The sequence below is a fragment of the Nocardia paucivorans NBRC 100373 genome (assembly GCF_000308675.1).
GTDB lineage: Bacteria > Actinomycetota > Actinomycetes > Mycobacteriales > Mycobacteriaceae > Nocardia > Nocardia paucivorans.
The window spans coordinates 150,125-173,000 of sequence record NZ_BAGE01000041.1 but is presented as its reverse complement, the minus strand read 5'-3'; the positions used below and the strand labels follow the sequence as shown (position 1 = coordinate 173,000).

Genomic DNA, 22,876 nt, shown 5'->3' with positions numbered 1-22,876 from the left:
CGAGCGGCGATCGTTCACCGGACGGTTGCCACTCGGCCGGAAACGGTTTGCAGGGGTCTGAAACAATGACCTCCCGTGAAGACTTTCGAGGCCCTGTTCGCCGAGCTCCAGGATCGTGCCGTCAACCGCCCCGAGGGGTCGGGGACGGTGGCCGCGCTGGACGCCGGTGTGCATGCCCAGGGCAAGAAGGTGCTCGAGGAGGCCGGCGAGGTGTGGCTGGCCGCCGAATACCAAGGCGACGAGGCGCTCGCCGAGGAGATCTCGCAGTTGTTGTACTGGGTGCAGGTGCTGATGGTGGGTCGGGGACTGCGGCTCGAGGATGTCTACCGACATCTGTGAGCCTCGGGTCCTGCCGAGGTCCGTGCCGCCCACTGCCATCCCCTCTCGCGCATCGAAAGGACGAACACCATGCTGCGCGTCGCCGTCCCCAACAAAGGCGCTCTCTCCGAATCCGCCGTCTCGATCCTGACCGAGGCCGGTTATCGCAAACGCACCGATTCACGTGATCTGACCGTGCTCGACCCCGCCAACCAGGTCGAGTTCTTCTTCCTCCGGCCCAAGGACATCGCCATCTACGTCGGTTCCGGTGAACTGGACCTGGGGATCACCGGCCGCGATCTCGCCCTGGATTCCGGCGCGCCGGTGCAGGAGCGACTGGCCCTGGGCTTCGGCAGTTCCACCTTCCGCTATGCAGCCCCGGCCGGTCGGGACTGGTCGGTGGCCGATCTGGCCGGTAAACGCATCGCCACCTCGTACCCGAACCTGGTGCGCGGCGACCTGGCCCGTCGCGGTATCGAGGCGACCGTGATCCGCCTGGACGGCGCGGTGGAGATCTCCATTCAGCTCGGGGTCGCCGACGCCATCGCCGATGTCGTCGGTTCGGGCCGGACCCTGCGGCAGCACAATCTGGTGGCCTTCGGGGAATCGTTGTGCGACTCGGAAGCGGTGGTGGTGGAGCAGGAGGGCGCCGACCGAGGGGATCGCGCGCGTAATCAGCTCATCGCGCGGTTGCAGGGCGTGGTGTTCGCCCAGCAGTACCTGATGTTGGACTACGACTGCCCCAAGGTGCTGCTCGACCGCGCGGTCGCGATCACTCCTGGCCTGGAATCGCCCACGGTGTCCCCGCTGGCCGACGAAGAGTGGGTGGCCGTGCGGGCCCTGGTCCCGCGCAACCAGGGCAATGCGGTGATGGACGAACTGGCCGACCTGGGCGCCAAGGCGATTCTGGCCACCGATATCCGTTCCTGCCGGGCGTTCTGACCGGATTCGTGAATCCGGTCTCCGCTCAGTCCGAGACCGACTCGACGAAGGTCTCGGCGGCCGATTCACCACCGGTGGGCCATCCGGGATACGCCGGCGGGGTGCCGTCGAAGGCCGGACACAACTGCCGGTAGTGGCACAGGTCGCACAACCGGCTCGGGTTGGGCGGGAACTCGCCCGTCTCGCCCGCGGCGCGTATCGCCTGCCACAGGGCCGACAGGGTGCGTTCGAAACGCAGCAGTTCGGCCTCTTCGGGCGCGTAGGTGAGGAGCTGGCCGTCGGCCAGGTAGATCAGCCGGAGCTGGGTCGGTACGACACCGCGGGCGCGTAGCAGCATCAAAGCGTAGAACTTCAGCTGGAACAGCGCCTTGGTCTCCTGTAGAGGCCCGGGCGCGCGTCCGGTCTTGTAGTCCACCACCCGCAGCTCGCCGGTGGGCGCCACATCGATGCGGTCGACGAAACCGCGCAGCAGCGCGCCGTCGGACAGTTCTACCTCCAGCCGGGTCTCACAGGATTGCGGGTCGAAGCGGGTGGGGTCCTCCAGTCGGTAGTAGGTGCGGACCAGCTCGCGCGCCTCGTCGAGAAAGGAGTCCACTTCGGTGTCGTCGAGTAGTTCGGCCACCTCGGGCCGCTCCGCCACCACCCGCTCCCAGACCGGTCGCGCCAGTTCCGTTGCGCGTTCCGGTCCGCGCTCGGCGGCGGGCAGACCGTACAGATCCTCCAGCACCGCATGCACCACGGTGCCGCGCACCAGATGGCGGGCCGGTGGTTCCGGTATCCGATCGATCGCGCGCAGCCGGTACTTCAACGGGCACTGTTTGTAATCGGCGGCCCGGGACGGCGACAGCGCCAGGCGCGATCGCCTGCCCGTCGCCGCGGAATCGGGGTCGATCGGGGGTGGTGTGCTCACGGGCGCGGACATACCTGGCAGGCTATCCGGCGGCACCGACATCGGTGTCGAGATGAGAGCGCCAACCCACTGTGAAACGGAGATCCATGACGGCCAGACGGACCGGGCCATTCACCATCGGAGATCGGGTGCAGCTGACCGATGCCAAGGGCAGGCTGTACACCGTGCTGCTGGAACCGGGCAAGGAGTTCCACACTCATCGCGGCGCCATTCGCCACGATGATCTGATCGGTGCCGCGGAGGGCAGTCTGGTGCACTCCACCAACGGCACCCCGTACCTGGCCCTGCGCCCGCTGCTGATCGACTATGTGTTGTCCATGCCGCGCGGCGCGGCGGTGATCTATCCGAAGGACGCGGCCCAGATCGTGCACGAGGGCGATATGTTCCCCGGTGCCCGGGTGCTCGAGGCCGGTGCCGGGTCCGGTGCGCTGACCTGTTCGCTCCTGCGGGCGGTGGGGCCGCAGGGCGCCGTGGTGTCGTACGAGATCCGCTCCGATCACGCCGAGCACGCGGTGCGCAATGTGGAACGGTTCTTCGGCGAGGTGCCGGCGAACTGGTCGCTGACCGTGGGGGATGTGGCCGACTACCAGGGCGAGCAGGTGGACCGGGTGGTTCTGGACATGCTCGCGCCCTGGGAGGCGCTGCCCACGGTGGCCCGGACCCTGGTGCCCGGCGGGGTGTTGATCGTCTATGTCGCGACGGTCACCCAGTTGTCGAAGGTGGTGGAGGCCCTGCGGGAACAGCAGTGCTGGACCGAGCCGCGCTCATGGGAGTCGATGGTGCGCGGCTGGCATGTGGTCGGCCTGGCGGTGCGGCCCGAGCACCGGATGCAGGGGCATACCGCGTTCCTGGTCAGCGCCCGCCGGCTGGCCGAGGGCGTCGTTCCGCCGAAACCGCAGCGTCGGCCCTCGAAGGGCTGAACCGCCCGCCCGACCCGACCTCGGGTCGGGCGAGGCTCCCGAACGGCCGGCTCAGGCCGGTACGCAGGGAGCCTTGGCGAAGCCGAGCAACACGCAGGCGCTCTGCTCGGACAACTTCCAGGAATCGGAGCCGTGGTCGTGCTGCCAGGTCATCGGCATGGCCGGGGCGGTTCCGTGGGGCGAGGTGATGGTGACCTGCGCGGTGGCCTGCTCGTCGTCCACATCGATATCGGCGACCGCGAAGGTGAGTTCGCCGTAGCCGGCGAGCTCGCGGTTCATCTGGTCGATATTGGCGGTGAGCTTCTCGCCGCCGACGACGATCTTCGCCTTGTCCGCGGTCGACACCTGCGGATCGACGAAGGTGTCCAGGCCGCCGCGTAGGGCGTCCGCCGACGGGGCGTGCGCGTCGTCCCGGTCGTCGTCCCGGTTGTCGTCGTGATCGTCGTCGTGATCGTGCTCCTCGCCGTGGTCGTGCGCGGCCGTGTCGGTGGCGGTCGCGGAGGTGGTGGCGGTATCGGAGCCACCGTCATCGGAACCGCAGGCGGTGAGACCGACGACCAGGGCCACCGCCGCCGCGGCGACGGCGATACGGGACAGGCGCAGTGTCCGGGTGCGAACGTGCATGACTGACAACCTTTCGGCCAGGCGGGAAGGCGACCCGCCCGATTGAGTTAGGGTAGGCTAACATGGTGATCCGGTGGCTCGGTCGCGGGCCGGATGGACCGTGCATCATCATCGCCGACGTCATCCGCGCCGAGGCCGCCCATCCGGTGGAAAGACGGTCGCGACATCGTCGGAGATCGCGACTACTGTGTGTTTCGGTCGCCGGCATCGTTGCGGTCGGTGTCGCTGTCATGCCGTCGTTGTCATGCCGTCGTTGTCATGCCGTTGTCGGAGGTGGGTGTTCCCGTCGTCGCTCGGGTCCGCGGAACCGAAGACGAGCGCGGTGAGCGGCGTCGCGGACCGCGAATATGGGCGGAAACAGGTGTGCATGGGGGTGTGGCCGGCAACCTATCGAGTAGACGGTTCGCAACCCGTCACAAGTGGGTTAGGGCCGGCTAACATGGATGGTTCGGCGGCTGGTCGCGGCATAGATGTGATCACGACGAAACCATGTCGGACAGCGTAAACGGGTTACGCCCGGTAGCGTTGATAGACCGGGACTGGGAGGAGCAGCACATGAGCCCCATCGAGAATTCGGATTCGGCGGCCTGGAGAGAGCTCGAGGCAGTGCGCGCCGAGGCAGCTGCACTCCGGAGGCAACTCGCCGATTCGCCGGATCGCACACGGGAATTGGAAGCCCGCATCGATTCGCTGACCATTCGCAATACCAAGCTGATGGATACCTTGAAAGAGGCGCGACAGCAACTCGTGGCGCTTCGCGAGGAGGTCGATCGGCTCGGTCAGCCGCCCAGTGGGTACGGCGTGCTGATCGGGGTGTACGAGGATCAGACCGTCGACGTGTTCACCTCCGGCCGCAAGATGCGGTTGACGTGCTCGCCGAATATCGACCCCTCGACCCTCGAGTACGGTCAGACGGTGCGGTTGAACGAGGCCCTGACGGTGGTCGAGGCCGGTTCCTTCGACATGGTCGGCGAGATCGGCACCCTGCGCGAGATCCTCGACGGCGGTCGTCGCGCCCTGGTCGTCGGGCATGCCGACGAGGAGCGGGTGGTCTGGCTGGCCGGGCCATTGGCGAAGGTCGCCGAGGCCGACGACACCGACGATCCGGACTCCCCGGTCCGTAAACTGCGTCCCGGCGATTCCCTGCTGGTCGACACCAAGGCCGGTTTCGCCTTCGAACGCATCCCCAAGGCCGAGGTCGAGGACCTCGTGCTGGAAGAGGTGCCCGATGTCGACTACAACGACATCGGTGGTCTGGGCCGGCAGATCGAGCAGATCCGCGATGCCGTGGAGCTGCCGTTCCTGCACAAGGACCTGTTCCGCGAATACGCCCTGCGCCCGCCCAAGGGCGTGCTGCTGTACGGCCCGCCCGGCTGCGGTAAGACGCTCATCGCCAAGGCGGTGGCCAATTCGTTGGCCAAGAAGATCGCCGAGGCGCGCGGTGAGGATGCCAAGGAGGCCAAGTCCTACTTCCTCAACATCAAGGGCCCCGAGCTGCTGAACAAGTTCGTGGGCGAGACCGAGCGCCATATCCGGATCATCTTCCAACGAGCCCGAGAGAAGGCGTCCGAGGGTACGCCGGTGATCGTGTTCTTCGACGAGATGGACTCGATCTTCCGCACCCGCGGATCGGGTGTCTCCTCGGATGTGGAGACCACGGTGGTGCCGCAGCTGTTGAGCGAGATCGACGGTGTCGAGGGCCTGGAGAACGTCATCGTGATCGGCGCCTCCAACCGTGAGGACATGATCGACCCCGCGATCCTGCGGCCCGGCCGTCTGGATGTGAAGATCAAGATCGAGCGGCCGGACGCCGAATCGGCGCAGGACATCTTCTCCAAGTACCTCACCGAGGATCTGCCGCTGCATGCCGAGGATCTGGCCGAGTTCAACGGTGACAAGGCCGCCTGCGTCCGCGCCATGATCGAGCGGGTGGTGGAGCGGATGTACGCCGAGAGCGAGGACAACCGCTTCCTGGAGGTCACCTACGCCAACGGTGACAAGGAGGTCCTGTACTTCAAGGACTTCAACTCCGGCGCGATGATCCAGAACATCGTGGACCGGGCCAAGAAGTACGCCATCAAGTCGGTGCTCGACACCGGTAACCCCGGTCTGCGCATCCAGCATCTCTACGATTCGATCGTGGACGAGTTCTCCGAGAACGAGGACCTGCCCAACACCACGAATCCGGACGACTGGGCGCGGATCTCCGGCAAGAAGGGCGAACGGATCGTCTACATTCGCACCCTGGTCACCGGCAAGAACGCCAGTGCCAGCCGGGCGATCGACACCGAGTCCAACACCGGACAGTACCTGTAGACCGGTGCTCGAAGAGGCCGCGTTTCCCCTCGGGGGCGCGGCCTCCTCGCATATCCACCGGCGTTCACCCGTGCGGTGCACGCGATACGCTGCCGATATGGCAATCGGACAGACCGAGATCTGGCACAACCCACGGTGTTCCAAGAGTCGTGCCGCCCTGGACCGTCTCGACACCGCCGGTGTGGCGTATACGGTGCGTCGCTACCTGGACGACCCGCCCACCGCCGACGAACTGCGCGCCGTCCTGGACCGGCTCGGTGCGCACCCCTGGGATATCACCCGCACCGGTGAGCAGGTGGCCCAGGAGCTGGGAATTTCCGAGTGGCCCCGCACCGAGGCCGAGCGGGAGCGGTGGATCGAGGCGCTGGTGGCGAACCCACGGCTGATCCAGCGCCCCATCGTGCTCACCTCGGATGGCAGGGCCGTGGTGGCCCGGGACGAGGAAGCGCTGAAAACGCTCGGCTGAGACCGCGGTGGGCCGGTCGGACATCCCGTCGGGTGCCCCGGCGTTCGTATGCGGCGATACGCGCGGCGGGCGTTCGGATCGGGGTATGCGCTCGGAGTCGGTGCGCGGCGCTACTGTCAGGGCATGAAAGTTGAATTGCGGCACGGTCCCTCGGCGACGGTGGCGCGATGCGTCCTGGCGGGTGACGAGCCGATGCGGGTGGAATCCGGGGCCATGGTGGCGCATTCGGCCGGAGTGAGTTTGCAGGCGAAGGCCGAGGGCGGGATTCTGGCCGGGCTGAGACGGTCGGTGCTGGCCGGGGAGTCGTTCTTCGTCTCCACCTTCACCGCGCCGCCGCAAGGCGGCTGGGTGGATGTGGCGCCCTCGCTACCGGGGGATATATCGGTGCTGCCGATCGCCCCGGATCGCCCGTTCTTCATCAGCCGCGGTTCCTGGATCGCCGGCTCGCAGGGGGTGCAGGTGGAGAGCAAATGGGGTGGTTTCGCGAATCTGTTCGGCGGTGAGGGCGGCTTCGGACTGCGCGCGCACGGCGACGGGCAGGTTGTGGTGGGGGTTTTCGGCGCAATCGATGTCATCGATCTGGCCCCCGACGAACCGATCACCATCGATACCGGTCATGTGGTGGCCTACGATCTGGCGATGCGGTTCACCGTTCGCCGCGCCGTATCGGGGCGTTCGCTCCAGTCGCTGAAATCCGGTGAGGGGCTGGTCTTCGACTTCGTCGGCCCCGGCCGGGTGCTGTTGCAGACCCGCAATCCCGGTGCTTTCGCCGCGTGGACGTCATCGGTATCGGCCGGGTAACGGTCGGGATCGGAGCAGGATCCCGGTGAGCACCTGCCGGCTGTCGGGTACGAATGGCCAGGACGGGTCGGCGAGATGTGCGCGCAGTGTGGCCTCCGGCCACCACCATCCGGCCGCGACCTCTTCCGGTTGATGTCGGATCGGCCCGTCGTAACGCAGTTCGTAGGCGAACAGGTGACAGCGCAGCGCCCGACCCGCCCACCGGCCGTCCCAGGACGTTCGGGCCAGTGGCCGCAGGTCGGTGGGTGTGGGGACGACGATGCCGAGTTCCTCGGCCAGTTCCCGCGCCGCGGTATCGACCGGATTCTCGCCCGGGGCCACCACACCTCCGGCCAAACAGTCGTGCAGTCCGGCGAACACGGCCTTGGTCTCGGTGCGGCGGTGTACGTAGATACGGCGGCCGTCCCCGGAACGCACCAACACACCGGCACTGGCATGCCAGAGTCCGTCCCGATAGACCAGGGCCCGGTCGGCGACCCCGGTCGGTCGACCCCGGTCATCGTAGACGGCGATCATCTCCCGCTCGGATGGAACCGACACGAGGGCGAGGGTAGCGTGGGCGCCGCTGCGCTGCCGCTTCGGCCGGCCGGTACCGTGCCCGGGTGGGATCAGCGCAGTACCAGCCGGATGATCGCGCCGCCGCGCTGCCAGGTCTGGTACAGGTCGGCCTTGTTCGGATTGCCGTCGGCGTCGAAACCGATGCCGTTGTGCCGCGCGTTCTGGCGATTGTCCCGGGCCACGATCTCGAACAACCGCACGACCTCGTCGGCATCGGTGATCACCTCGGCATCGGCGCTGTGCCGCGGACCGCCCATCGATACCTGTATCGGGGTGTCGGGGCGAATGTTCTTCACCCACGGCCGCAGCGTGGTGCCGATGAGCAGCGCTCCGTCGTGGTGGGTGTAGGCGACCGGGATATCGAATACCCGCCCGGTCCGGCGCCCGACGACGTGCAGGATCATCAGCCGTCGTCCCACCACCCGGCCCAGCAGCGGCGCTTTCAGCAGAGCGCGTACGACGGAATTCGTCACCTGTTGGGACCGGCCGACCGGCTGTGGACCGGTTGTCGATGGGGTGCCATACGGATTCGTCGTGGAATCCTTGTTCATGATGCTCCTTCGCGGGGAGGCCCGATGGTCCGAGAGTATCGGATCCCCATGGGGGCAAAGATTTCTGCCCGTTTCGGGGCTATGCGTTCGACCCGGCGAGCCGCCGATAGCCCGTATGCCACAACCATTCGACGGGACCGCGCTCGAAACGGCGCAGCCACAGGTGGGCGAAGGTGGTGATGGTGACGACGACGACCAGATAGATCACGATGGTGAACGGAACCCGGGCCGCGGGGTGGTCATAGCGGACCGCCAGGCCGAAACCCCAGCCGTAGCACAGGATCGAGCCGACGAGGTTCTGCAGGATGTAGCAGCTGAGCGCGGTCCGGCCCACCTCGGCCATTCGGCGACCGAGGAAACCGACGTGCGGCCGGCGCAGATAGAACTCGGCGACCAGGGCCAGGACGGCCAGGGAGACGAACGGTGCCGCGCCGTAACGGAGCAGAAAGATCCAGTTCACACTCACTCCACCGCCGAGCACACCACCGAACAGGTCCACCGGCAGAGCGATACCGAAACCGACGACCATGAGCCGGCGCCGCAACCGAGCGCCTTCGGTGGCGAACACTCCGGCCCGGTACAGCCGGGCCCCGATCAGGAACAGCGCGATCGTCATCGGCAGGATCACGACCGGCTCGAACCGGAAACTCCCGGCGTTCTCCAGCCGGAACAACACCAGGTCCCAGAACGAACCATCGGCATAGGGGTTCGGGTCCAGTGGTTCGGAAGCGGATGAATCGCCCTGTGATGCCGTCGCCGTGGCGAGAGCGAGCACTGTCAGAAGTGTCAGGTGGACACCTGCGGCGCCGACGATCCAACGCCGCCGGACCCGAGGGCCGCGCGCCAGGACGTAGGCGACGATCAGCGCGGTCACCGCATAGCCCATCAGCACGTCGAACTCGGCGATGAACACGAAGTTGAGCACCCCGTCCAGAAACAGCAACCCGACGCGCCACGGGTAGGCACCCGGAAAGCGACGTCCGCCTCGCTGCGCCGACCCCTGTTGGATGGCCAGACCGATACCGAACATCACGGTGAGCAGACCCAGGAATTTGCCCTGGGCCAGTTGCTGCAACACCTTCTCCACCCACATCCAGGCGTCGGTGGTAGCGGTACTCAGCCGATCGATGTAGCCGATCATGCCCTCCGGGTCGGTCAGGATCCAGATATTGGTGCCGAGCGTGCCCAGGATGGCGATTCCACGCAGTATGTCCAGTGCTCTCAGCCGGGCCGGACGAGGCGGTTTCGGGTCGTCGACGGTGAGATCGGTCCGTATGCCGGTCATGGTGGAACCATCGCATCACCCGATACCGCGCCGCGTCGCCCGGAAGAATCACGCGAGGGTGGATGTCCCGCGATCGGCGTCGTTCGGAAGTCGTACCGGCGGGGTGATCTCGCTCATCCTGAAGGCGTACCTCCATCCCCCGGATGGAGCAGGTTTCCCGGACAGGGCACGGAAGGGTTCGCGCCCGGGTACCTCGGGCATGTCCGGGCCCGCGCTCCGGCCGTGCGCGGCCTGTTACCGGACGGTCGTCCCCTGATGTCGTTTAGGCTCGATGCCATGCAGCGCATCATCGGTATCGAGGTCGAGTACGGTATCTCCACTCCGACCGAGCCCTCGGCCAACCCGATTCTCACCTCCACCCAGGCGGTACTGGCCTACGCTGCCGCCGAGGGGGTGCCCCGCGCCAAACGCACGCGCTGGGACTACGAGGTGGAGTCGCCGCTGCGGGACGCCCGCGGTTTCGATCTGAGTCGGATGAACGGTCCCGCGCCGGTGATCGACGCCGACGAGGTCGGTGCCGCGAACATGATCCTCACCAACGGCGCCCGGCTGTATGTCGACCATGCTCATCCGGAGTACTCCGCCCCGGAGGTGACCGATCCGCTGGACGCCGTCCTGTGGGACAAGGCTGGGGAGCGGGTGATGGAGGCCGCGGCCCGGCATGCCTCCAGCGTTCCGGGTGCGCCCCGAATGCAGCTGTACAAGAACAACATCGACGGTAAGGGCGCCTCCTATGGCACCCACGAGAACTACCTGATGAGCCGGGAGACGCCGTTCAACGCGGTGATCGTGGGATTGACACCGTTTTTCGTGTCCCGCCAGGTGATCTGCGGTTCCGGTCGGGTCGGGATCGGACAGGCCGGTGAGCACGCCGGTTTCCAGCTGTCGCAGCGCGCCGACTATATCGAGGTCGAGGTCGGGCTGGAGACCACGCTCAAACGCGGCATCATCAATACCCGGGACGAACCGCATGCCGATGCCGACAAGTATCGCCGGCTGCACGTCATCATCGGTGACGCCAATCTGGCCGAGATGTCGACCTACCTCAAGGTCGGCACCACCGCCCTGGTGCTGGATCTGATCGAGTCCGGTGCCGACCTGTCCGACCTGCAGCTGGCCCGGCCGGTGACGGCGGTGCACACCATCAGCCACGATCCGACCCTGCGTGCCACGGTGGCCTTGGCCGACGGTCGGGAACTGACCGGACTGGCATTGCAGCGGATCTACCACGAGCGCGTGGCCGCGTTCCACAAGAACACCGACGATCCGCGCGTCATCGACATCCTGGAGAACTGGGCCATGGTGTTGGACCTGCTGGAACGAGATCCGATGGAATGCGCCCACCTGCTGGACTGGCCCGCCAAACTGCGGTTGCTGGAGGGTATGCGCAGCCGTGAGGGTCTGGGCTGGGCCGCGCCGAAACTGCACCTGATGGATCTGCAGTATTCCGATGTTCGGCTGGACAAGGGTCTGTACAACCGTCTGGTGGCCCGGGGCTCGATGAAACGACTCGTCAGCGAGCAGCAGGTATTGGAGGCCATGACGACTCCGCCCACCGATACCCGCGCCTACTTCCGCGGTGAGTGTCTGCGCCGCTTCGGCGCCGATATCGCGGCCGCGAGCTGGGATTCGGTGATTTTCGATCTGGGCGGTGATTCCCTGGTACGAATTCCCACGCTCGAACCTCGCCGCGGTACCAAAGCGCATGTGGGCGAGCTGCTCGACGGTGTCGGAACCGCGGCCGACCTGGTGCAACAGCTCACCAGCTGAGCGCACGACCCCGGTCGGCGACTCCCGGTGCGAGCCGGGGTGAACCGCCGCGTTTCGGTATCGGCCCGGTGCCGGGACGGTGGAATCCGACTATGTGTCGCTCGGGCTGGGTAGTGTTGAAAGACGAGCACAGATGCTGCTCACGATTCGGCCGGGACCCGAACGGGGAATCCGGTCGTGGTGAACACAGAGGAGGTCGGCTGCGATGGCACAAGAGCAGACCAAACGCGCCGGGGGCGGCGACGAGGATGAGGGCCCCGACGGTGTGGACGCCGCGGGTCAGGAACGGCGCGAGAAGCTGGCGGAGGACACCGACGACCTGCTCGACGAGATAGATGATGTGCTCGAGGAGAACGCCGAGGACTTCGTCCGCGCCTACGTGCAGAAAGGTGGCCAGTGACCGCAGGTGACCCCATGCGTCTCCACCCGGGGTACGCCCTGTCATCCTTTACCGAACATCTGCGTATGCACGCACCGGAGCTGTTGCCGAGCAACAGATTCGGTGAGGTGATGACCGCGAACGCCGCCGCCGGGAATACCGGCGGCGGCGCGTCGGATATCGCCCCCCACGGGACCACGGTCGTGGCCGTGTCCTATCGGGGTGGGGTGCTGATCGCCGGTGACCGCCGCTCCACCCAGGGCAACCTGCTGGCCGGTAGAGATGTGGAAAAGGTGCACATCACCGACACCTATTCGGCGACCGGTATTGCCGGCACCGTCGGAATGGCCATCGAACTGGTGCGGCTGTTCGCCGTGGAGTTGGAGTACTACGAGAAGATCGAGGGGGTGTCGCTCACCTTCGACGGTAAGGCCAACAAGCTGTCGAAGATGGTGCGCGACAATCTCCCGGCCGCCATGCAGGGGCTCGCGGTGGTGCCGCTGTTGGTCGGTTACGACGAGCAGGCCACCGACCCGGACCGCGCCGGGCGCATCGTTTCCTTCGATGTGGTGGGTGGTCGTAGTGAGGAACGGTTCGGTTTCACCGCGGTGGGCTCCGGATCGATGTTCGCCAGGACATCGCTGAAGAAGCTCTACTCCAAGGGGATCGATCAGGATCGAGCACTGCGTATCGCGGTGGAAGCCCTGGTCGACGCGGCCGACGACGATACCGCCACCGGTGGGCCCGACCTACTGCGTGGTATCTATCCGACGGCGATCGTCATCGATGCCGAGGGGGCGGTGGAGGTGCCCGAGGAACGTCTCGAGGCCATCGCCCGTGATATCGCCGCCGACCGGGAAGCGGCCGAACAGGAAGGGAGCACCCGCGCATGACACTGCCGTACTATGCGTCGGCCGAGCAGATCATGCGCGACAAGACCGAGCTCGCGCGCAAGGGTATCGCTCGGGGTCGCAGTGTCGTGGTGCTGGTGTACGACAAGGGTGTGCTGTTCGTCGCGGAGAATCCGTCGGCGACCCTGCACAAGGTGAGCGAACTGTACGACCGGATCGGCTTCGCCGCCGTCGGTAAGTACAACGAGTTCGAGAACCTGCGTCGCGGTGGCATCCTGCAGGCCGATCTGCGCGGATACCAGTTCGACCGGCGCGATGTCACCGGTCGGGCGCTGGCCAACGCCTATGCCCAGACCCTGGGCACAATCTTCACCGACCAGCTCAAACCCTACGAGGTGGAGATCTGCGTCGCCGAGGTCAGCTACCCCGAACAGGAGCCGGAGGCGGTGCTGTATCGCATCACCTTCGACGGCTCGATCGTCGACGAACGCGATTATGTGGTGATGGGCGGTACCACCGAGCCGATCGTCACGGCGCTGAAGGACTCCTACCGGTCCGGTATGGACCTTCGGTCCGCCGTGGGGGTGGCGGTGCGAGCGTTGCAGGCCGGGGTGCCGGACGGCGCCGACAAGGAGAAGCGGATGCTGGGCGTCGGCTCGCTCGAGGTCGCCACCCTCGAGCAGGCCCGGCCTCGGCGGGCCTTCCGGCGGGTCGGTCGTGCGATGTTGGAACAGCTGTTGGCTCCGGCCGAGGACTCCGCCGACGCCGAGAAATCGGATGGTGCGGAAAAATCCGCGAGCACCGACGACAAGAAGAAATAACCGTTCGACGGCCCGGTCTCGGCGGCGCGACAACAGTTGCCGAGACCGGGTACGGTGCTGTCGGCGTGTGGTCTCGATCCCGCGTCGAATCCGCGTTTTCCGGGCTCTTCCGGGCCCTGATGCCCTGCGATCGAGCCGATTTCGGTCCAATCGTTGCCAAGACGTATACAGCCGGGTTTTTCACAGCCCCACGCAACCCCACGTCATGGCTGTAATGTCGATAGTGTGCAGCGACGAATAATGGGGATCGAGACCGAATTCGGTGTGACGTGCACGTTCCACGGGCATCGCCGGCTCAGCCCCGATGAGGTGGCCCGGTATCTGTTCCGCCGGGTGGTGTCGTGGGGGCGCAGTTCCAACGTGTTCCTCCGCAACGGTGCCCGGCTGTACCTCGATGTCGGATCGCATCCGGAATACGCCACCGCCGAATGTGACAGCCTGGTTCAGTTGGTTACCCACGACCGGGCCGGGGAGCGGGTCCTCGAGGATCTGCTCATCGATGCCGAACAACGTCTGGCCGAAGAGGGGATCGGCGGGGACATCTACCTGTTCAAGAACAACACCGACTCGGCGGGCAACTCCTACGGGTGCCACGAGAACTTCCTGGTCGTTCGGGCCGGTGAGTTCTCCCGCATCTCCGATGTGCTGTTGCCGTTCCTGGTCACCAGGCAGCTGATCTGCGGTGCGGGCAAGGTGCTACAGACGCCCAAGGCGGCCACCTACTGCCTGTCGCAGCGGGCCGAGCACATCTGGGAGGGTGTCTCCTCGGCCACCACCCGCTCGCGGCCGATCATCAACACCCGCGACGAACCGCATGCCGATGCCGAGAAGTACCGCCGGCTGCATGTCATCGTCGGTGACTCGAATATGTCCGAGACCACCACCATGCTCAAGGTGGGCACCGCGTCGCTGGTGTTGGAGATGATCGAGGCCGGGGTCTCGTTCCGCGATTTCGCCCTCGACAACCCCATCCGTGCCATCCGCGAGGTCAGCCACGATCTCACCGGCCGCCGTCCCGTGCGATTGGCCGGCGGACGCCAGGCCAGCGCACTCGATATTCAGCGCGAGTACTACGCCCGCGCAGTGGAGCATTTGCGCAATCGGGAACGCGATCCACAGATCGACCAGGTGGTGGATCTGTGGGGCCGAACCCTGGACGCGGTGGAAGCGCAGGACTTCGCCAAGGTCGACACCGAGATCGACTGGGTGATCAAGCGCAAACTGTTCCAGCGCTACCAGGAGCGGTATGGGATGGAACTGTCCGACCCCAAGATCGCCCAGCTGGATCTGGCCTACCACGACATCAAACGTGGACGTGGCGTCTTCGACCTGCTGCAGCGCAAGGGTCTGGCCAAGCGGGTCACCGAGGACGACGCGGTCGACGCGGCGGTGGACACCCCACCACAGACCACCCGCGCCAAACTGCGCGGCGACTTCATCAACGCCGCCCAGGCGGCGGGGCGTGATTTCACCGTCGATTGGGTGCACCTGAAGCTGAATGATCAGGCCCAACGCACGGTGTTGTGTAAAGACCCGTTCCGTTCGGTGGACGAACGCGTGGATCGCCTGATCGCCTCGATGTAGTTCTTCGTCGCCGTGGGCTCGGTCGCCGTGGGCTTCGGCCCTGTGGGTCTCGCCGAACTCGGCGCCACGAGGTGCGCAGGGTGTGGTTCGTCGGTTTCCGAGGGGGCCGGTTCTCGAGCGTGACTCCCGAGCCCGCCCACCGGACCGGTCCCGAGCCGAGAACACGTGCCGACCTGCGGTCGCATACCGATCCGGGCATGAAGTCGACCGGCGCTACTTCCTGTGCATTGCCTTCCTGTGCATTGTCTTCTTACTCATTGTCTTCCTACGCACTGTCGCTGTCGCCTGTGCTCTCGACGTCGACTTCCTCCCGTCTTCTCCAGTGGCGCTCCCCGTGCCGAGTTCGGCGAGGCCCGCAACCCGCGCCGCCGAAAGCGGCGCAATCGAACACTGCATTAGGCTGTTCGAGTGGCGATATCCAAGGTCGAGCGGCTGGTGAATCTGGTCATCGCGCTGCTGTCGACCCGGCAGTTCCTGACCGCGGAGCGGATCAGACACAGCGTCGCGGGCTATGAGGACTGCGCCGGCGACGAGGCGTTCAGCCGCATGTTCGAACGGGACAAGAACGAACTTCGTGATCTGGGCATCCCGCTGGAGTTGGGACCGGCGGGACAGTTCTCCACGGTGGAGGGCTATCGGATCAACCGGGATGCCTATGAGCTGCCCGATATCGATCTGACCAGTGAGGAGTCGGCCGCGGTCGCGGTGGCGGTGCAGATGTGGGAATCACCGGAGTTGGCGGCGGCGGCCGGAGGCGCCCTGCTGAAACTCCGCGCGGCGGGTGTCCATGTGGAAACCGACAGCGCGATTGCCACGATTCCGGCGGTTCCGGCGCGCACCCGCGGGTCCGAACCGGTGTTGGGCAAACTGCTGGCCGCAATCGACGCGGGTCAGGCGGTACGTTTCGAACATCGGGGCGCGATCAACGAGCCGTATCTGATGCGGGATGTGGAGCCGTGGGGTGTGGTCACGCACCGCGGCCGGTGGTATCTGGTGGGCCACGACCGGGTGAAGAACGCGACCCGGACCTTCCGGTTGTCCCGGATCGGCGACGAGATCGTTGCCTATGGGCCCCGCAATACCGTGCACAAGCCCGAGAATGTGGATCTGCGCGAGATCGTGGCCACGGTCACCGAAGGCGCTCCGGTGACCGGTTCGGCGACCGTATGGGTGGCCGAGGGCCGGGGCGGGGAACTGCGGCGACTCGGGCACCCGGTCGGGGAGCGGACGATCGCGGGCCGAGCGGGTACGGTGGTCGAGCTGCCGATTCGTTCCCGGGACTGGCTGGCCCGGGTGATCACCGGTCTCGGTCCCGATGCGCTCGTCCTGACCCCGGCGCAGTTGCGGGAGGACGTGATCGCGCGGCTGCGGTCGGTACTGGACCGGACGGAGGTCGGCGCATGAGCACCAGCCGATTGTCGGTGCGATTGTCGCGGCTGCTGAACATGGTGCCGTATTTCATCGCGAATCCAGGGATCAGTGCCGCCGAGGCGGCCGCCGATCTGGGGGTCACCACCAAGCAATTGATGAGTGATCTGAACCAGCTGTGGATGTGTGGGCTGCCCGGTTACGGTCCCGGTGACCTGATCGATCTGTCGTTCTCCGAGGAGAGCATCGACGTCACCTTCTCGGCCGGTATCGAGCGCCCGCTGCGGCTCACCTCCACCGAGGCGACGGCGCTGCTGGTGGCATTGCGGTCGATCGTCGACCTGCCCGGCATGGTGGATCCGACGGCGGCGCATTCGGCCATCGCCAAGATCGAATCGGCGATATCCGGGGGTGCCTCCGAGACCGCCGCGGCGCCGTCGGTGCGGAACTCCGCATCGACGGGACCGGTGGCCTCAAACCAGGGGACGGACGGTTCCGCGGGCACCCGAGACGGGGACCGGTCGAGTGAGGCGCCCGCGGTACGGACCGTGCGGGCGGCGCTCGCGAAGCAGCACGCGGTGCGTTTGGTGTACTACTCGGCCAGCCGGGATGTGGTATCCGAGCGGGTGGTCGACCCCATTCGGATCGTATTGGTCGACAACAACAGCTACCTGCAGGGCTGGTGCCGGCAGGCCGAGGGGGTGCGGCTGTTCCGTTTCGACCGGATCGAGAGCGCCACCGAACTCGACGAACCGGCCCGTCCGCCGAGTCATGCCACCGATACCGACGCCGTCCTCGACCTGTTCCAGGACGATCCGGCACTTCCGCAGGCCCGGCTGCGGATCACCGCCGACTACAGCTGGGTGCTGGACCAGTACCCCATGCATCGGGTGGCGGTGCATCCGGACGGTAGCGTGGAGGCGACCATGCGGTTCGCTACCCTGGACTGGATGACCCGGCTGGTACTCGGCTTCGGCTCCGGGGCCACCGTGCTCGGACCGGCGGAGCTGGTGGCTGCGGTACGGGAACGTTCCGAAAGCGCCCTCGCCGCCTACACCGCGGCCGAGGCCGACCTGGCGGCCGCGGATCCGGCGTGAATCGGCCGGGCCCGGTCGTTGCCGGTGGACGGTCGGCCATCGAGTTCCGATACCGCGATTCGGCTCGACCGGTGATTCGTGCTCACCGCCCGAGGGCGTTCGGGCGCGGGGCGCGGTGCGGTTGTCCGCTTTCGGTTCCACCGGTCCGGAATGGCGTCGACATCGGCCACGGCGCACGGTTCGTGCACGTCATGCGGGCAGGTAGCATCGAAAACACCACAGTCTTTGGAGGTAGTTCACATGGGCGGTCTGAGCATCTGGCACTGGCTGATCATCGCAGTGGTTTTCGTGGTGTTCTTCGGCGCGAAGCGGATGCCCGACGCGGCCCGCAGTCTCGGCCGGTCGTTGCGCATCTTCAAGAGCGAGGTCACGCAGATGCAGAACGAGGGGGATTCCGCGTCGAATACCGTGGCGCAGCCGCCGCAGCAGCTGCCCCCCGGTCAGCAGCCGGTCACCGCGTCGAGCACCGAAACCGCGAAAGAGCCGAAGGCGCTCTAGAGTCGAACGGTTCCCGGACGGGTCCATCCCGGGCGGGACGATACTGTAACCCGGCATCTCCGGCCGGGCTCTCGTCGTTATCCGCCGCGGGCAGTTCCCGGTCGCCGGATTCGACGGGTAGTCGCCGTCCGGGTGGAGCGAGGCACGCGAGCACAAGGGCAGCCACATCATGCGTATTCCGTTCGATCCCCGGCGTAGTCGGCGCAGGACCAACCCCGACGGCACCATGTCGTTGGTGGAGCACCTCCAGGAGCTACGTACCCGACTGCTGATCTCCCTCGCCGCGGTGCTGCTGACCACCATCCTCGGCTTCCTGTGGTACGCGCATTCCGTTTTCGGGTTGCCCAGCCTCGGCGAGTTGCTGCGTGGCCCGTACTGCGATCTGCCGCCGGAGTCTCGGGCAACGCTGACACCGGACGGCGAGTGCCGCCTGTTGGCGACGGCGCCGTTCGAACAGTTCATGCTGCGATTGAAGGTCGGCCTGGTCGCGGGTGTGGTGCTGGCGTGCCCGGTGTGGTTGTACGAGCTGTGGGCGTTCATCACCCCGGGCCTGTATCCGAAGGAACGCCGGTACGCAATCGGTTTCGTCGGTTCGGGTTCGGTGCTGTTCGTCGCCGGTGCGGTGCTGGCCTATGTGGTGGTCGTGCACGCATTGAGCTTCCTGCTCGGCATCGGTGACAATGTGCAGATCACCGCGCTGAGCGGCTCGCAGTATTTCGGGTTCATCATCCAGTTGCTGGTCATTTTCGGGGTCAGTTTCGAGACGCCCCTGTTGATCGTCGGATTGAATCTGATCGGGATACTCCCGTACGAGAAGCTGAAATCGTGGCGCCGGGGGATCATCTTCGGGCTGTTCGTGTTCGCGGCGATCGTGACCCCGCAGGACCCGTTCTCGATGTTGGCGTTGGCGCTGGCGTTGACGGTGCTGTTCGAGATGGCGGTGCAGTTCGCCAGGATCAACGACAAACGGCGGGCACGGCGGGCGCAGGCCGAGGGCTGGGGATCGTGGGACGACGAGGAGGCCTCGCCGATCGCCGCTCCCGAACCGGTGCAGGCGGCCGCCCCGATCGACACATCCGGGCCGGGGGCGGTGACGGATAAAACAACGCGACCCGTGTCGGATTACTCCGATACCCTCTGACAAGTGATATCGCATACGGCGCTGCCGGCGGAGTTGGCGCGGTTCGCCGCACAGCTCCGCTTCGATCTCGATCCTTTCCAGCGCCAGGCCTGCACCGCATTGGAAGAGGGGCACAGCGTGCTGGTCTGCGCGCCCACCGGCGCGGGTAAGACCGTGGTGGGCGAGTTCGCGGTCCATCTGGCGCTCGCCTCGGGCGGCAAATGCTTCTACACCACCCCGATCAAGGCGCTGTCCAACCAGAAGTTCGCCGATCTCACCGAACGCTACGGCCGGGAACGGGTGGGGCTGCTCACCGGGGACCAATCGATCAACCCCGACGCCCAGGTGGTGGTTATGACCACCGAGGTGCTGCGGAACATGATCTACGCCTCGTCCGAGGCCTTGGCGGCACTGTCGCATGTGGTGATGGACGAGGTGCACTATCTGGCCGACCGGTTCCGCGGTGCGGTGTGGGAAGAGGTCATCCTGCACCTGTCGCCGGAGGTGCGTTTGGTGAGTCTGTCGGCCACGGTGTCGAACGCCGAGGAGTTCGGCGCCTGGATGGAGACCGTGCGCGGTGATACCGCAGTGGTGGTGGACGAGACGCGCCCGGTGCCGCTGTGGCAGCACGTCATGGTCGGTCGTCGGATGTTCGACCTGTTCGACACCTCGTCCTCGGAGCAGCGGGTGGTCGTCGACGAGGATCTGGTGCGCTATATCCGGCATCGGGAGGCCGCCGACCGGATGGACGGCTGGGGCGGCCCCCGCGGGCGCGGGGGACCGCGTCGCTTCTTCCGTCCGCTGCCGCGCCCGGAGTTGCTGACCCGACTGGACGAGGAAGGGCTGCTGCCCGCCATCGTGTTCATCTTCAGCCGCGCCGGTTGTGACGGTGCGCTCGCCCAGTGTCTGCGCTCGTCGCTGGATCTGGGCGACGAGGACAATCGGGAGCGGATCGACGAGATCATCGAGAAACATACCGGCGATCTGCCGCGCGGCGATCTGGAGGTGCTCGGTTACTGGGAATGGCGGGAGGCGCTGCATCGAGGTCTGGCCGCCCACCATGCCGGTATGCTGCCCGCCTTCCGGCACACCGTGGAGGAACTGTTCGTCAACGGGTTGGTGCGGGCGGTGTTCGCCACCGAGACCTTGGCATTGGGCATCAATATGCCGGCTCGCACGGTGGTGCTCGAGCGGCTGGTCAAGTTCAACGGCGAAACCCACGCCGAACTCACTCCGGGCGAATACACCCAGCTCACCGGGCGTGCCGGCCGCCGCGGTATCGATGTGGAGGGCCATGCGGTGGTGCTGTGGCAGCCCGAGGTCGATACCAGCGCGGTTGCCGGGCTCGCCTCCACCCGCACCTATCCGCTGCGCAGTTCGTTCCGTCCCGGCTACAACATGTCGATCAATTTGATCGACCGGATGGGTGCCGAGGAGTCGCGGCAGTTGTTGGAGCGGTCCTTCGCCCAGTTCCAGGCCGACCGCTCGGTGGTGGGCCTGGTGCGCGGTATCGAACGCAACGAGGCCCAGTTGCGCAAACTCGTCGCCCAGCTCGGCGGGGAGGACAGTGGGTTCCTCGACTATTTCGCCTTGCGGGAGCGGATCAAACAACGGGAGAAACAGCTGTCCCAGCGGTCGCGTGCCGACCGGCGGGAAACCGCCGTCGCCGCGCTCACCGCATTGCGTCGCGGCGATGTGGTGGCCATACCCACCGGACGCCGGGCGGGCCTGGCGGTGATCCTGGAGCCGGATGCCACGCCGGGTGATCCGCGGCCCCTGGTGCTCACCGAGGACAAGTGGGCGGGCCGGGTCTCGGCCGCCGATTTCCCGGTGCCGGCGCAACCGTTGGGGCGGATGCGGCTGCCGCGCCGGGTGGACCACCGTACCGCCCGCACCCGGCGGGATCTGGCCGCGGCGCTGCGCAGTACCGGTATCACCGCGCCGGGTCGGCCGCGACGCGACCGTCGATCGCGGGCCGCCGACGATGCCGAGCTGGTGGCCCTGCGCCGCAGTCTGCGTTCGCATCCCGCGCATTCCCGGCCCGACCGGGAGCAGTTGGCCCGAATCGGCGAGCGGTATCACCGGATCCTGCGGGAGACCGAGGGTATGCGGCAGAAGGTGGCCGCCACCACGAATTCGTTGGCCCGCACCTTCGATCGGATCGTCGGACTGCTGGAGGAACGTGGTTTCGTCCGTGACGGGGAGGTCACCGCGGACGGTCGCCGGTTGGCCCGTATCTATGCCGAAAGCGATCTGCTGGTGGCCGAATGTCTGCGTCAGGGGTTGTGGCGTGGCCTGGGGCCGGCGGAACTGGCGGCGGTGGTATCGATCCTGGTGTACGAGTCGCGGTCCGAGGGCGGGTTCCTCGGCGCTGCCGGTCCCACGGCGCCGATTCGGCGTGCCATCGCAGCCACGATCGCCGAATGGTCTCGGCTGCGCTCGGACGAGGCCGAGCATCGTCTGGAGCCGACCCGGGAACCGGATCTGGGGTTTGTCACCGGTATCTACAAATGGGCCCGCGGTGAGGCGCTGGCCGAAGCGCTGTTCGCCGGTGGCGAGCAGAACACGCCGCAGTCGGCCGGTGATTTCGTGCGCTGGTGTCGGCAGGTGATCGATCTGCTGGACCAGATTCACGACACTGCCGACGACCCGGAGGTCGCCTCGACCGCCGCCAAGGCGGTGCGCGCGATTCGGCGGGGTGTCGTCGCGGTGGACGCAGCGTGATTACCCTGATTGTGATTTGATTTCATGCGCACGCGGGGGGCTACCGTGTGTATGACGATTGCGAGTGGAGGCAAGCAGATGAGCGGCCCGTACGGACCGAACGGCGCCCCCAACCCAGGGGAGGGACGCAACGATCCCACCCAGGTGTGGGGTGGACAGCAGGCACCCGGCGGGGCCGGACACAACCCTGGCGCACCCGGCCCCGCTCACCCCGGCGGAGCCGACCCGACCCAGCAACAGTGGGGGGGTCAGCAGCCCTTTGCGCAGCAACCCGATCCGCAGCAGGCGCAGCCCACGCAGAAGTGGGGCGATCAGGGCGGTCAGCAGCAGTGGGGACAATCTCAGCCGCAGTGGGGGGCGCAGCAACCGTCGCAGCCCCAGCCGCAGTGGGGCGGGCAGCAGCCGTCCCAGCCGCACCCACAACCACAGTGGCAGCCCCAGCCGCAGCAACAACCGCAACAACAGCCTCAGCCGCAGTGGGGGCAGCAGCCGCAACAGGATTGGGGGCAGCAGCAGTCGCAGGAGTGGCAACAGCCGCAACAGCAGTGGGGGCAGCAGCCGCAGCAACAGTGGGGTGGGCAGCCCGGCCCCACACCGGGCGGTGGCAAGAAGACCGGGCTCATCGTCGGTCTCGCGGTCCTGGCATTGGCGGTGGTCGGCGGTGTCGTCGCGTTGATCCTGGTCCTCACCGCCAAGGACGAACTCGATCAGGGCGCCCTGCAGAACGGTGTGCAGAAGGTGCTGTCGGAGTCGTACGGGATCGAGGACATCAGCGATGTGACCTGCCCGTCCGGCCAGGAAGTGAAGGTCGACGCCACGTTCACCTGCGAGCTGAAGGTGGGCGGGGAGGCCAAGACGGTGAATATCAAGATCACCAAGGAGGACGGGACCTACGAGGTCGGCCGTCCCAGTTGAGCCGAATACCCGCGATCCCCGGCCGTATCGCTCGGAGGCGGCCGGGGATCGTCGGGAT

General features: G+C 66.6%; 22 protein-coding genes. 17 read left to right on the top strand and 5 right to left on the bottom strand.

The genetic code is table 11. The features are described 5' to 3' along the window. Nucleotides 1-75: 75 nt before the first annotated feature. Together ON32_RS12305 and hisG are read left to right on the top strand one after the other, a co-directional pair. Nucleotides 76-339 (top strand): phosphoribosyl-ATP diphosphatase, encoded by a 264-nt coding sequence (locus ON32_RS12305; RefSeq protein ID WP_040790991.1) that lies wholly within the window; start codon nucleotides 76-78, stop codon nucleotides 337-339. Nucleotides 340-408: 69 nt separating this feature from the next. Then, a complete protein-coding gene (gene hisG / locus ON32_RS12300) occupies nucleotides 409-1,260 on the top strand; it encodes an ATP phosphoribosyltransferase (RefSeq protein WP_040790990.1) in 852 nt (283 codons plus the stop codon). Nucleotides 1,261-1,285: 25 nt separating this feature from the next. Here hisG and ON32_RS12295 read toward each other — a convergent pair whose 3' ends face one another. After that, on the bottom strand, nucleotides 1,286-2,182 hold the full coding sequence (locus tag ON32_RS12295) for a RecB family exonuclease (RefSeq protein ID WP_040790989.1): 897 nt from the start codon (nucleotides 2,180-2,182) through the stop codon (nucleotides 1,286-1,288). Between the two features lie 74 nt (nucleotides 2,183-2,256). On the opposite strand from ON32_RS12295, the gene ON32_RS12290 reads away from it, so the two are divergent. After that, nucleotides 2,257-3,090, top strand: a complete 834-nt coding sequence (locus tag ON32_RS12290) for a tRNA (adenine-N1)-methyltransferase (RefSeq protein ID WP_040790988.1) — start codon at nucleotides 2,257-2,259, stop codon at nucleotides 3,088-3,090. Between the two features lie 51 nt (nucleotides 3,091-3,141). Here the strand turns inward: ON32_RS12290 and ON32_RS12285 are convergent, their stop codons facing one another. Then, the gene (locus ON32_RS12285) at nucleotides 3,142-3,714 is read right to left on the bottom strand and encodes a WKL family lipoprotein (RefSeq protein ID WP_040790987.1); all 573 of its coding nucleotides are present in this window, start codon (nucleotides 3,712-3,714) and stop codon (nucleotides 3,142-3,144) included. Between the two features lie 555 nt (nucleotides 3,715-4,269). Here ON32_RS12285 and arc point away from each other — a divergent pair. The 3 genes from arc (at nucleotide 4,270) to ON32_RS12270 (ending at nucleotide 7,297) form a co-directional block, all read left to right on the top strand. After that, a complete protein-coding gene (gene arc, locus ON32_RS12280; RefSeq protein ID WP_040790986.1) occupies nucleotides 4,270-6,030 on the top strand; it encodes a proteasome ATPase in 1,761 nt (586 codons plus the stop codon). Nucleotides 6,031-6,127: 97 nt separating this feature from the next. Then, nucleotides 6,128-6,496: an arsenate reductase family protein gene (locus ON32_RS12275; protein ID WP_040791249.1), complete on the top strand. Its 369-nt coding sequence runs from the start codon at nucleotides 6,128-6,130 to the stop codon at nucleotides 6,494-6,496. 123 nt (nucleotides 6,497-6,619) lie between these two features. Then, entirely contained in the window at nucleotides 6,620-7,297 is a 678-nt protein-coding gene (locus ON32_RS12270) for a TIGR00266 family protein (protein WP_040791248.1), read from the top strand. Here the strand turns inward: ON32_RS12270 and ON32_RS12265 are convergent. From ON32_RS12265 to ON32_RS12255, 3 genes are all read right to left on the bottom strand, one after another. Then, nucleotides 7,277-7,813 (bottom strand): NUDIX hydrolase, encoded by a 537-nt coding sequence (locus ON32_RS12265; RefSeq protein ID WP_040790985.1) that lies wholly within the window; start codon nucleotides 7,811-7,813, stop codon nucleotides 7,277-7,279. The two genes, ON32_RS12270 and ON32_RS12265, sit on opposite strands and share 21 nt — an antisense overlap. A gap of 92 nt (nucleotides 7,814-7,905) precedes the next feature. Then, nucleotides 7,906-8,406 carry a nitroreductase/quinone reductase family protein gene (locus ON32_RS12260; protein WP_083874394.1) on the bottom strand — a complete coding sequence of 167 codons (501 nt, stop codon included), beginning with the start codon at nucleotides 8,404-8,406 and terminating at the stop codon, nucleotides 7,906-7,908. A gap of 79 nt (nucleotides 8,407-8,485) precedes the next feature. Further along, nucleotides 8,486-9,691, bottom strand: a complete 1,206-nt coding sequence (locus ON32_RS12255) for a DUF418 domain-containing protein (RefSeq protein ID WP_051133162.1) — start codon at nucleotides 9,689-9,691, stop codon at nucleotides 8,486-8,488. A 276-nt stretch (nucleotides 9,692-9,967) separates the two neighbouring features. Between ON32_RS12255 and dop the strand changes: the two genes are divergently transcribed. The 11 genes from dop to ON32_RS30530 all read left to right on the top strand — a co-directional run bounded on the left by dop (nucleotide 9,968) and on the right by ON32_RS30530 (nucleotide 22,818). After that, the gene (gene dop, locus ON32_RS12250; protein ID WP_040790984.1) at nucleotides 9,968-11,461 is read left to right on the top strand and encodes a depupylase/deamidase Dop; all 1,494 of its coding nucleotides are present in this window, start codon (nucleotides 9,968-9,970) and stop codon (nucleotides 11,459-11,461) included. 205 nt (nucleotides 11,462-11,666) lie between these two features. Continuing rightward, nucleotides 11,667-11,861, top strand: coding sequence for a ubiquitin-like protein Pup (locus tag ON32_RS12245; protein ID WP_040790983.1), 195 nt, complete (start codon nucleotides 11,667-11,669; stop codon nucleotides 11,859-11,861). A gap of 14 nt (nucleotides 11,862-11,875) precedes the next feature. After that, nucleotides 11,876-12,733 carry a proteasome subunit beta gene (prcB, locus tag ON32_RS12240; RefSeq protein ID WP_051133212.1) on the top strand — a complete coding sequence of 286 codons (858 nt, stop codon included), beginning with the start codon at nucleotides 11,876-11,878 and terminating at the stop codon, nucleotides 12,731-12,733. After that, nucleotides 12,730-13,512, top strand: coding sequence for a proteasome subunit alpha (gene prcA / locus ON32_RS12235; RefSeq protein ID WP_040790981.1), 783 nt, complete (start codon nucleotides 12,730-12,732; stop codon nucleotides 13,510-13,512). The genes prcB and prcA overlap by 4 nt, the downstream gene beginning before the upstream one ends. 225 nt (nucleotides 13,513-13,737) lie before the next feature. Next, nucleotides 13,738-15,096 (top strand): Pup--protein ligase, encoded by a 1,359-nt coding sequence (gene pafA, locus ON32_RS12230; protein ID WP_217998051.1) that lies wholly within the window; start codon nucleotides 13,738-13,740, stop codon nucleotides 15,094-15,096. Between the two features lie 408 nt (nucleotides 15,097-15,504). Beyond that, nucleotides 15,505-16,500, top strand: coding sequence for a helix-turn-helix transcriptional regulator (locus ON32_RS12225; RefSeq protein WP_040790979.1), 996 nt, complete (start codon nucleotides 15,505-15,507; stop codon nucleotides 16,498-16,500). Next, nucleotides 16,497-17,561: a helix-turn-helix transcriptional regulator gene (locus ON32_RS12220; RefSeq protein WP_040790978.1), complete on the top strand. Its 1,065-nt coding sequence runs from the start codon at nucleotides 16,497-16,499 to the stop codon at nucleotides 17,559-17,561. Before ON32_RS12225 ends, ON32_RS12220 begins: the two co-directional genes overlap by 4 nt. A 240-nt stretch (nucleotides 17,562-17,801) precedes the next feature. Then, a complete protein-coding gene (gene tatA, locus ON32_RS12210) occupies nucleotides 17,802-18,059 on the top strand; it encodes a Sec-independent protein translocase subunit TatA (RefSeq protein ID WP_040790976.1) in 258 nt (85 codons plus the stop codon). A gap of 169 nt (nucleotides 18,060-18,228) precedes the next feature. Beyond that, nucleotides 18,229-19,200, top strand: coding sequence for a twin-arginine translocase subunit TatC (tatC, locus tag ON32_RS12205; protein ID WP_040790975.1), 972 nt, complete (start codon nucleotides 18,229-18,231; stop codon nucleotides 19,198-19,200). A gap of 3 nt (nucleotides 19,201-19,203) precedes the next feature. Continuing rightward, nucleotides 19,204-21,903 carry a DEAD/DEAH box helicase gene (locus ON32_RS12200; RefSeq protein ID WP_373284295.1) on the top strand — a complete coding sequence of 900 codons (2,700 nt, stop codon included), beginning with the start codon at nucleotides 19,204-19,206 and terminating at the stop codon, nucleotides 21,901-21,903. Between the two features lie 78 nt (nucleotides 21,904-21,981). Then, nucleotides 21,982-22,818, top strand: coding sequence for a DUF4333 domain-containing protein (locus tag ON32_RS30530; protein WP_051133211.1), 837 nt, complete (start codon nucleotides 21,982-21,984; stop codon nucleotides 22,816-22,818). The last annotated feature ends 58 nt before the right edge of the window (nucleotides 22,819-22,876 follow it).